The organism is Stenotrophomonas sp. 14P6.2.3, from assembly GCF_057799055.1.
This window is the reverse complement of sequence record NZ_JBYOLA010000002.1, coordinates 199,208-209,366: the sequence shown is the minus strand read 5'-3', so window position 1 is coordinate 209,366 and position 10,159 is coordinate 199,208. Positions and strand designations below refer to the sequence as shown.

The following is a 10,159-nucleotide window of genomic DNA, read 5'->3' as shown; positions in this document are numbered from 1 at the left end:
CACCAGATCTGCAGATCCCCCCGGCCCGGTGGGTGCCGCCCGTCGGCCGGCACGCACTTGCGGCCCCCGGCCGTTAGAATGGCGGCCGCTGTCCACCGCCCGCTCCCGGAGCCCCCATGCCCGTTGAAGCCCAGCCGGAAGCCGCCGTCGTCGAAGCGACCGGTGTGCCCGGCTATCTCTCCATTCGTGATCTGCGCAAGGAATTCGATGGCTTCGTCGCCGTCGATGACGTCAACCTGGACGTCCGCAAGGGCGAGATATTCGCCCTGCTGGGCGGCTCGGGCAGCGGTAAATCGACCCTGCTGCGCTGTCTGGGTGGGTTCGAGACGCCCACCAAGGGCAGCATCACCGTCGATGGCCAGCGGATGGATGCGCTGCCGCCGTACCAGCGGCCGGTCAACATGATGTTCCAGTCCTACGCCCTGTTCCCGCATATGACCGTGGAGCAGAACATCGCCTTCGGCCTGAAGCAGGATGGACTGGGCCGCGAGGCCATCGGCAAGCGGGTGGGCGAGATGCTCGACCTGGTGCAGATGGGCCACCTGGGCAAGCGCAAGCCGCACCAGTTGTCCGGCGGCCAGCAGCAGCGCGTGGCGCTGGCGCGGTCGCTGGCCAAGGGGCCCAAGCTGTTGCTGCTGGACGAACCGATGGGCGCGCTGGACAAGAAGCTGCGCTCGCAGATGCAGCTGGAGCTGGTCAGCATCATCGAATCCTCGGGCGTGACCTGCGTGATGGTCACCCACGACCAGGAAGAGGCGATGACCATGGCCACGCGCATCGCGGTGATGGACGCCGGCTGGATCCAGCAGGTCGGCAAGCCCGACGAGGTCTACGAGCAGCCGGCCAACCGCTTCGTCGCCGAGTTCATCGGTTCGGTGAACCTGTTCGACGGCGTGATCGACGAGGACCTGCCCGAATACGTGACCGTGCGCTCGCCGCTGTTCCCGGCGCCGGTCTACATCGCCCACGGCATCACCTGTTATGAAGGGCAGCCGGTCGCGTTCGCGCTGCGCCCGGAGAAGGTGATGATCGGCAAGGACGAGCCGGAAGGGCACACCAACAAGGCGCAGGGCGTGATCGAGGACATCGCCTACTTCGGCAGCCATTCGGTCTACCACGTGCGCCTGCCCAGTGGTGCCAAGGTGCTGGCCAACTTCGCCAACTCGCAGCGCTGGGCCAGCGATGGCCTGACCTGGGGCGACGAGGTGTGGGTGCACTGGCGTGACAACGATGGCGTGGTGCTGACCTCATGAGCACGGCGGGCCTGAAGCGCTGGCTGCCGGGCACGCGTGCCACGGTCATCGGCATTCCGTACCTGTGGCTGCTGCTGTTCTTCGCCGTGCCGTTCCTGATCGTGCTGATGATCAGTTTCTCGCACAGCCGGGTCGGCTCGCCGCCGTATACCTGGTTGCTGCAGTACGTCGATGGCGGCCTTTCACTGAAGCTCAACCTCGAGAACTACCTGGCGCTGTTCCGCGATTCGATCTACGCGCAGGCGTTCCTGAGCTCGATCAAGATCGCCGCGATCTCGACGTTCCTCACCCTGCTGATCGGCTATCCGATGGCCTATGCCATCGCCCGCCTGTCGCCGGCCGCGCGCAACGTGGCGATGATGCTGGTGGTGCTGCCTTCGTGGACTTCGTTCCTGATCCGCGTCTATGCCTGGAAGGCGATCCTGGACCGCAACGGCCTGCTCGACCAGTTCCTGCAGTACACCGGCCTGCAGACGCTGATGACCAACATGGGCCTGCCCAAGCTGCAGCTGATCGATACCCCGACCGCCGCCTATATCGGCATCGTGTACTGCTATCTGCCGTTCATGGTGCTGCCGCTGTACGCCAACCTGGTCAAGCATGACCACCGCCTGCTGGAAGCGGCCTACGATCTCGGTGCCAAGCCGTGGCAGGCGTTCCTGCGCATCACCCTGCCGCTGTCGAAGGCGGGCATCATCGCCGGCTGCATGCTGGTGATGATTCCGGCGATCGGCGAGTTCGTGATCCCGGAAATGCTCGGTGGCTCGGAAACGCTGATGGTCGGTCGCCAGCTGTGGAACGAGTTCTTCAACAACCGCAACTGGCCGGGCGCCTCAGCGATGGCAGTGGCGATGATCCTGTTGCTGCTGGTGCCGATCCTGCTGTTCAACCGATCCCAGCAGCGACTGCTGGAAGGGAAGCAGGCATGAGCCCGCGTTCTGCCAAAGGCCTGGGGCTGGGCGTGCTGCTGCTCGGCTTCGCCTTCCTGTACCTGCCGATCCTGCTGCTGATGTTCTATTCGTTCAACAGCTCGCGGTTGGCCATGGTCTGGGCCGGGTTCTCCACCCGCGCTTACAGCGATCTGTTTGCCGACCGCGCGCTGATGGATGCGATGTGGACCAGCCTGGTGGTCGCGTTCTGGACCGCCTGTACCGCCACCGTGCTCGGCACGCTGGCGGCGATGGTGATGACCCGCTTCAAGCGCTTCCGCGGCAAGCCGTTTTTCGGTGCGCTGGTGACCGCGCCGCTGGTGATGCCGGACGTGATCCTCGGCTTCTCGCTGATGGCACTGCTGGCCTCGATGGGCGCGATTCCGGGTTTCCCGGCGCGTGGCCTTGCCACCATCTGGATCGCCCACGTCACCTTCACCCTGTGCTTCGTCACCGTGGTGGTGTCCTCGCGCCTGCAGGAGATGGACCTGTCGCTGGAAGAGGCGGCGATGGACCTGGGCGCGAGCCGGCTGACCGTGTTCGGCCGCATCACCCTGCCGATCATCGCGCCGGCGCTGGTGGCCGGCTGGCTGCTCGCCTTCACCTTGTCGCTGGATGACGTAGTGGTGGCCAGCTTCGTCGCCACGCCGGGCTCGACCACGCTGCCGATGAAGGTGTTCGCCTCGGTGCGCATGGGCATCAGCCCGAAGATCAATGCGCTGGCCACGCTGCTGGTGTCGGCGGTGTCGATTGCCGCGGTGATCGGCTGGTACATCAACGCGCGTGCCGAGAAGCGACGCCAGCGCGATCTGCAGCTGGCACGCCAGGACAACGGCTGAGCCAGCAACATCCGGCTCACGGCGGCCGGCGCACAATGGGGGTCTACCTGATGGAGACCCCCCAATGACCGTCGAGATCATCAACCCGGCCACCGGCCAGGTGACCTACCGCCATGAGCTGATGGACGCCGCTGCCATCGAGCGGCGCCTGCAGGCGGCAGCCGATGCATTCCCGCGCTGGGCCGAGCGCTCGCTGCAGGAACGTGGGGCGATCCTCAAGCAGATCGCTGGCCAGCTGCGTGCGCGCCGCGACGACCTGCAGCAGGCCATGACCAGCGAAATGGGCAAGCTGAAGGCCGAAGCCCTGGCCGAAGTGGAAAAGTGCGCGACCACCTGTGAGTTCTATGCCGACCACGCCGCCGACTACCTGAAGCCGCAACTGATCGATACCGAGGCGCAGCGCAGCTACGTGCGCTATGAGCCGATCGGCTGCGTGTTCGCGGTGATGCCGTGGAATTTCCCGATCTGGCAGGTGTTCCGCTTCCTTGCTCCGGCGTTCATGGCCGGCAACGTGGCGCTGCTCAAGCACGCCAGCAACGTGCCGCAGTGCGCCGACCTGATCCTGGCCGTATGCCGCGATGGTGGCCTGCCTGACGGCGTGTTCGACGTGCTGCACATCGACAACGACCAGGCCGCCGAGGTGCTGCGCGATGCACGGGTGAAAGCCGTGACCCTGACCGGCAGCGAGCGGGCAGGGCGCTCGATCGCATCCAACGCTGGCAGCCAGTTGAAGAAGTCGGTGATGGAGCTGGGCGGCAGCGACGCCTTCGTGGTGCTCGATGATGCCGACCTGGACAAGGCGGTGGCCGCCGCGGTGAAGTCGCGCTTCGACAACAGTGGCCAGACCTGCATTGCCGCCAAGCGGTTCATCGTGGTGGACGCGGTGGCCGATGAATTCACCCGGCGCTTCGTCGAGGCCGCAGGCGAGCGCCAGTACGGCGACCCGAACGAGCGCGACACCACGCTGGCGCCGATGGCCCGTGCCGACCTGCGCGACGAACTGCACAAGCAGGTGCAGGCCAGCGTCGCCAAAGGTGCGCGCGTGCTGATCGGCGGCGAACCGATCGCCGGTTCGCATGCGGGCTACCCGGCCAGCGTGCTCGACCAGGTGGGGCCGGGCATGCCGGCCTATGACGAAGAACTGTTCGGGCCGGTCGCCGCCGTGATCCGGGTCAAGGATGAAGCCGAGGCACTGCGTGTGGCCAACGACACCCGCTTCGGCCTCGGCGGCAGCGTGTGGACGCGTGACCCGGTGCGCGGTGAGTCCTTCGCCCAGCGCATGGAATGCGGCGCGGCGTTCGTCAACGCCATCGTCAAGAGCGACGCGCGGTTGCCGTTCGGCGGCAGCAAGGAATCAGGTTTCGGCCGCGAACTGGCCGACCACGGCATCCATGAGTTCATGAACATCAAGACCATCTACGTGGCTTGATGGATCGTCCAATGCGCCACGACCAACGGTCGTGGCCTACCGGTCTGGTGGGTATCGACCGTTGGTCGATACGCCTTTACTACAACCACTTCACCCGCTTGAACAGCCGGTACAGGCCGACGCAGATGCCACCGACGCCGACGATCATCAGCGGGTAGGCCCACGGCTGGTTCAATTCCGGCATGTGGCTGAAATTCATGCCATACCAGCTGGTGATCAACGTCGGCGCGGCCAGCAGCGCGGCCCATGCACCCAGTCGCTTCACCGTCTCGCCCTGGGCCAGCGTCACCAGTGACAGGTTCACGCTCAAGGCCGTGCCCAGCATCTCGCGCAGGGTGTCGATCACATCGCTGATGCGTACCGCATGGTCGTGCACGTCGCGGATATACAGCTTCACTTCGTCCGGGAACAGTTCGCCCTGGTAGCGGCGCAGCTGCGCCAGTACATCCTGCAGTGGCGCCACTGCCATCCGCATCTTGTTCAACTCGCGCTTGAGCTCATACAGGCGCACAACGGTGCTGCGCTTGTAGCTGTCGGCGAAGATGTCCTTCTCCAGCAGTTCCAGGGTGTCGCGGAAACGGTTGGTGATGGGCAGGTAGTTGTCCACCACGAAGTCGGCCACGGCGTACAGGCAGTACGACGGCCCCATCTTCAGCAGTTGTGGTTCGCGCTCGACGCGTGCGCGCACCGGCGCGTACGACAGCGAGGCGCCATGGCGCACGGTCACCAGGAACCGTGGGCCGAGGAAGGCATGGGTTTCGCCGTACTGGATGCGCTCGTCGACCATCTGCGCGGTGGTCACCACCACGAACAACGAGTTGCCGTAGGCCTCCACCTTGGGGCGCTGGTGCGCGTTGCGTGCATCCTCGACCGCCAGGTCGTGCAGGCAGAATTCTTCCTGCAGCTTCAGCAGTACGTCTTCGTTCGGGTCGTACAGGCCGACCCAGACGAAACCGTTGTTGCTGGCGATGACATCGCTGATGGCATCCAGGCTGATGTCGTGGCGTTTGCCGTCGTCATCGTAGTGGACGCAGTTGATGACGCAGGTGGGATTGGCTGCGGCGGAGGCGGCAGCAGGGGCGGGCAATGAGGCGGGCAATGACATGCCCGCCATCGTGCGTCAGTGCTGCGTTTCCGACAAGTGAGGACGGCGCCCCAGCACCCAGGCCAATGCAGCGTGGACCGGCAGCAGCAGCACGATCCACTGCACGTTGTACTGCGCCTGCAGGCTCAGCCAGTGCAGCACCAGCGCGGCCACGGCCTGCACCGCCACCAGCCACAGCACGATCCTGAACATGCGACCGGGCACGCGCCGCCGCAGCAGGCTGATCGCCCCCGGCAACAACAGCAGGCACAGCGGCGAGAGCAGCAGCAGGTTGCGGTTGGCCCAGGCGGCGTAGTGCGTGCTGAAGCCCCACAGGAACACCAGCAGGCCACCGGCGATCGTGCACAGCAGCCACAGCGGCAAGGCCAGGCCGGCCAGCAGGCGCGGACGGTTGCGCAGCGCCAGCACGCCCGCCGCGATCACCAGGCCACACAGCAGCCACGGCCACCAGCGGCGCGCGAACTCCTTCGGCTCGGGGTCGATGCGGTGCGGCAGCAGTTCCTGCTCGGACTGCACCAGCGGGTGGCCGTCGCTGTTGCGGGCTTGGCGCAGGGCGTCGGCCAGGCGCATCGGCACGAAGGCTTCCTGCCAGCGCGACAGCGGCTGGTCGGCAAACGGGCCCAGGCCGATATCAAAGCCCAGCCACATCCACGGGGCAGGGGACGCCAGCCGTACCGACTCGCTGCGATAGGTGTTGCCGCGCGAACGGCCGGACAGCTGCGAGTGCAGCCCGCCCCCCAACGCCTTGTCGAGGGTGTCGCGCACCATCGTCGCGCAGTTGGCGGTGTAGTAGTCGTAGTGGTAGCGCGCGTTTTCCGGCTTGGCCCGTTCGGCCAGGTCGGCGGCCAGCGAGCGTGCCTGCGCAGGGGTGATATCCAGCCACTGTACGCTGGCGCCGCGGCCGGTCTCGTCGTAGTACGACAGGTCCTGCTGCAGTGGCAGCGCCACCAGGTAATACATCATGTCGCCGCGCACGAAGCGGCCGATGAAATCCTGTTCGGACGGATCGAAGTAGCCGAAATTGTACGAAATCGCCTCGCCGCTCACCGGGTCCAGCACGACGATCGCATCGTGGCCGAAGCGCTCGAAGAACACGGTGCCCGGCTGCATGGTGACCACGCCGACACGCGGGGCAGGGGCATCGCTGGCCGTCGAAACGGTCGGCGCCGCTGCCTGCGCGAACGCAGCCAGTGGAAGGGCGGTGGCCAGCAGGCACAACGCCAGCCACAGGGTCAGGATCAGGCCACGGTGTTTCAAGCGTCGTCCTGCGCGTCCGGTGCCAGCACCGTTACATGGAAAGCCTGGACCCGGCGCGCATCGGCGCGGGCCACACGGAACATGAAACGGTCCAGGGCCAGCTCATCGCCGACTTCCGGCAGATGGCCGACGGCTTCGGTCACCAGGCCGCCGATGGTGTCGTAGTCTTCATCGGAGAAGGTGGCACCGAACCGCTCGTTGAAATCGCCGATCGGCGTGAGGGCATCGACCACGTACTGGCCATCGGCCTGGATGGCGATCTGCGCCGAGAAATCCTCGGCCTCGTCGTGTTCGTCGTCGATGTCGCCGACGATCTGCTCCAGCACGTCTTCGATGGTGACCAGGCCGGCGACACCGCCGTACTCGTCCACCACGATCGCCATGTGGTTGCGCGACAGGCGGAACTCCTTCAACAGCACGTTGAGCTTCTTCGCTTCCGGAATCAGCACCGCTGGGCGCAGCAGTTCACGTACGTTGCCCGGACCATTGTCGGCAACCACGCCGCGCAGCAGGTCCTTGGCCAGCAGCACGCCGAGGATGTCGTCCTTGTTCTCGCCATGCACCGGGAAGCGCGAATGGCCGGACTCGACCACTTGCTTCATCAGCTCCAGGAAGGGCGCCTCCACCGGCAGCGAGACCATCTGCGAACGCGAGATCATCACGTCGCCCACGGTCAGCTCGGCTACCGAAATGGCACCTTCCATCATCTTCAGGGTATCGGCGGCGATCAACCCTTCTTCCTGCGCGGTGTGCAGGACAGCGACCAGCTCGTCGCGGGTGTGGGGTTCGCCGGAAAAAGCGGACGTCAGGCGTTCAAGCCAGCCGCGCTTCTTTTCACTGTGCTCCACGGAGGAGCTACTACTGTCGTCTTCTGACATCTCTGGAAAAAAGGCACCCGGCAGGCCGGGCGATGGCTCCAGTCTAGCAGGATGTGGGGGCCTGTCAGTGACCCTCGCCAGCCGGGGCGGCGGCGGCCGGGCCCTCGTCCTCGGCCGGCAGGTCCAGGCTGTAGGTGCAGCCGGCCAGGGTCTTGCCCGGGTGGGTGGCGACGGTGGATACGCTGAGGATGATCGACTCGATCTGCGCCTCGCCGGTCTTCGGGTCGGTCACATCGCGGCTGACCAGCTCGCGCCCGGCCATGAACTTGCCGTCCTGGTCGTAGCCGGTCTCCAGCGCCAGCTGCGTGGCAAGCGGCCGCGGGTCGGCCTGGTCGAGCACGGCCATGATGCTGGCGCCGGCCACGGCTACGCGCTCGGTCTGCTGGCCGAACACGGTGATCGGACTGGCCAGGCGGTACTCGCTCATGAACTGGTTGCCCTGCGGCAGCGGCTGCAGGCCGTTGGCCACGGCCTTCAGCGGATCGGCCAGCAGGGGTGCCAGCGCAGCATGTTCGGGCACGCCCTGGCGGCACTCGATCAGTGCAGGCAGGTCCAGCGGCGCGGCGGAAGCGGTGGCGGCAAGCAGGAGCGGCAGGAGCAGGAAGGTACGCAGCAGCACAAGCGAGGTTCCGTGGTAGAGCCGAGCCCGTGCTCGGCTGCTTTTGGGTCGGGTCTGCGGGGCGCAGGGCGTACCACGGCCGAGCATGGGCTCGGTCACGCAGCGCCTGGCCAGGTGTCAGCGCTCGCCGGCGTAGGGATCGTCGATGCCGAGCTCGGCCAGGATCTCGCGCTCCAGCTGTTCCATCGCCTCGGCTTCCTTGTCGTCCTCGTGGTCCCAGCCGAGCAGGTGCAGCACGCCGTGCACGGTCAGGTGCGCGTAGTGGGCATTGAGCGCCTTGCTCTGCTCGTCGGCTTCACGGGCCACTACCGGCGCGCAGATCACCAGGTCGCCCAGCAGCGGGAACTTGACGCCCTTGGGCAGGCCCTCCGGCACGTCCGCCGGGAAGCTGAGCACGTTGGTAGCGTAGTCCTTGCCCCGGTAATGCCGGTTCAGGGATTGGCCTTCCTTGCTGTCGACCACGCGGATGGCGAGGTCGGCCTCGCGGATGCGCCCCTTCAGCGCGGCCGCGACCCACTTGCGGAAGCTGACGGCCGAGGGCAGGCCGGCACGCGGCAGGGCATAGCTGACGGCGACATCCAGTCGCACGGGACCACGGGTCATGGAGTCGCTCCAGGTTGGATCTGATGCAGGTCGCGGCGGTCGTAGGCGCTGACGATGCGCGCCACCAGCGGGTGGCGGACCACGTCGCGGGCTTCGAAGAAGGTGAAGCTGACGCCCTCCACATCGCGCAGTACGTCGATGGCATCGCGCAGGCCCGACTTCACATGCTTGGGCAGGTCGGTCTGGGTCAGATCGCCGGTGACCACGGCAGTCGAGCCGAAGCCCAGTCGGGTCAGGAACATCTTCATCTGTTCGATGGTGGTGTTCTGCGCTTCGTCCAGGATCACGAACGCATCGTTGAGCGTGCGGCCGCGCATGTAGGCCAGCGGCGCAATCTCGATGACGTTCTTTTCCAGCAGCTTGAGCACCTTCTCCACACCCAGCATTTCATACAGGGCGTCGTACAGCGGTCGCAGGTACGGGTCGACCTTCTGGCTCAGGTCGCCGGGCAGGAAGCCCAGCTTCTCGCCGGCTTCGACGGCCGGGCGCACCAGGATCAAGCGCTGCACCCGCGATTCGTTCAGTGCTTCCACCGCACTGGCCACGGCCAGGAACGTCTTGCCGGTACCGGCCGGGCCGATGCCGAAGTTGATGTCGTGGCTGACGATCTGGTGCAGGTAGCGGCTCTGGTTGGAACCTCGCCCGCGCACGGTTCCGCGCTTGACCTTGATTGCCACGTCCTGCGCTTCGTAGGAGCGGTCGGCGATCTGTTCGATGTTCGCCGCGTTCAGGCGCAGGTGGATGCCGTGGCTGTCGAAGGTGGTCTCGGCCGCCTCTTCATACAGCGCCTCGATCAGCTTCTGCGCCTCTGCACTGGCTTCAGTCGGGCCGCTGATACGGAACACGAAGCCGCGGTTGGCGATTTCCACGCCAAGCTTCAGTTCGATCTGGCGAAGGTGGCCGTCGAACGGGCCGCACAGGTTGGCCAGCTGCGCGTTGTCTTCCGGCGACAGGGTGAAGTCTCGATGCTCGATGCTTTTCATTGCTTGGGGTGGGGCGGGGTCGCCGTCCACCGCGATGGCGTCAGGGACGACAAGGGTAACGCGCAAGGCGGCAGGACGACAGTTCTCCACACCGGGTGTGGACCGGCGCCGAAGAAACCTGTGGATAGTCCTTCGCAGCGCTTGTGCCACAAGGAAGATGATGCGGTGGTGAAAATTGCGCCAGTGCCCGCGGGGTTCTCCACATGTGGTGTGGACGGTGTTGCAGCGAACCTGTGGATAGGTGGCAGCGAGCCTTGCGGCAGT

Annotated in this window: 10 protein-coding genes; 4 read left to right on the top strand and 6 right to left on the bottom strand. The window is 66.0% G+C overall.

Features of this window, described 5'->3' with window-relative positions:
* The first annotated feature begins 116 nt into the window (after window positions 1-116).
* The 4 genes from AC27VL_RS02840 (at window position 117) to AC27VL_RS02825 (ending at window position 4,450) form a co-directional block, all read left to right on the top strand.
* Window positions 117-1,253 (top strand): ABC transporter ATP-binding protein, encoded by a 1,137-nt coding sequence (locus tag AC27VL_RS02840; protein ID WP_089239975.1) that lies wholly within the window; start codon window positions 117-119, stop codon window positions 1,251-1,253.
* Window positions 1,250-2,182, top strand: a complete 933-nt coding sequence (locus tag AC27VL_RS02835) for an ABC transporter permease subunit (protein ID WP_089239977.1) — start codon at window positions 1,250-1,252, stop codon at window positions 2,180-2,182. The genes AC27VL_RS02840 and AC27VL_RS02835 overlap by 4 nt, the downstream gene beginning before the upstream one ends.
* Window positions 2,179-3,021 (top strand): ABC transporter permease subunit, encoded by an 843-nt coding sequence (locus AC27VL_RS02830; RefSeq protein ID WP_100464457.1) that lies wholly within the window; start codon window positions 2,179-2,181, stop codon window positions 3,019-3,021. The genes AC27VL_RS02835 and AC27VL_RS02830 overlap by 4 nt, the downstream gene beginning before the upstream one ends.
* Window positions 3,022-3,085: 64 nt before the next feature.
* On the top strand, window positions 3,086-4,450 hold the full coding sequence (locus AC27VL_RS02825) for an NAD-dependent succinate-semialdehyde dehydrogenase (RefSeq protein ID WP_488765493.1): 1,365 nt from the start codon (window positions 3,086-3,088) through the stop codon (window positions 4,448-4,450).
* Between the two features lie 79 nt (window positions 4,451-4,529).
* Here the strand turns inward: AC27VL_RS02825 and AC27VL_RS02820 are convergent, their stop codons facing one another.
* From AC27VL_RS02820 to AC27VL_RS02795, 6 genes are all read right to left on the bottom strand, one after another.
* Entirely contained in the window at window positions 4,530-5,564 is a 1,035-nt protein-coding gene (locus AC27VL_RS02820) for a magnesium and cobalt transport protein CorA (RefSeq protein WP_089239983.1), read from the bottom strand.
* 6 nt (window positions 5,565-5,570) lie between these two features.
* Window positions 5,571-6,812 carry a lipoprotein N-acyltransferase Lnb domain-containing protein gene (locus tag AC27VL_RS02815; protein WP_488765492.1) on the bottom strand — a complete coding sequence of 414 codons (1,242 nt, stop codon included), beginning with the start codon at window positions 6,810-6,812 and terminating at the stop codon, window positions 5,571-5,573.
* Window positions 6,809-7,690, bottom strand: a complete 882-nt coding sequence (locus AC27VL_RS02810) for a CorC family transporter (RefSeq protein ID WP_089239987.1) — start codon at window positions 7,688-7,690, stop codon at window positions 6,809-6,811. Before AC27VL_RS02810 ends, AC27VL_RS02815 begins: the two co-directional genes overlap by 4 nt.
* Window positions 7,691-7,754: 64 nt before the next feature.
* Window positions 7,755-8,309: a hypothetical protein gene (locus AC27VL_RS02805; RefSeq protein ID WP_488765491.1), complete on the bottom strand. Its 555-nt coding sequence runs from the start codon at window positions 8,307-8,309 to the stop codon at window positions 7,755-7,757.
* 117 nt (window positions 8,310-8,426) lie between these two features.
* The gene (gene ybeY, locus AC27VL_RS02800) at window positions 8,427-8,912 is read right to left on the bottom strand and encodes an rRNA maturation RNase YbeY (RefSeq protein WP_100552066.1); all 486 of its coding nucleotides are present in this window, start codon (window positions 8,910-8,912) and stop codon (window positions 8,427-8,429) included.
* Window positions 8,909-9,895 (bottom strand): PhoH family protein, encoded by a 987-nt coding sequence (locus AC27VL_RS02795; protein WP_100552067.1) that lies wholly within the window; start codon window positions 9,893-9,895, stop codon window positions 8,909-8,911. The genes ybeY and AC27VL_RS02795 overlap by 4 nt, the downstream gene beginning before the upstream one ends.
* Between the last annotated feature and the right edge of the window lie 264 nt (window positions 9,896-10,159).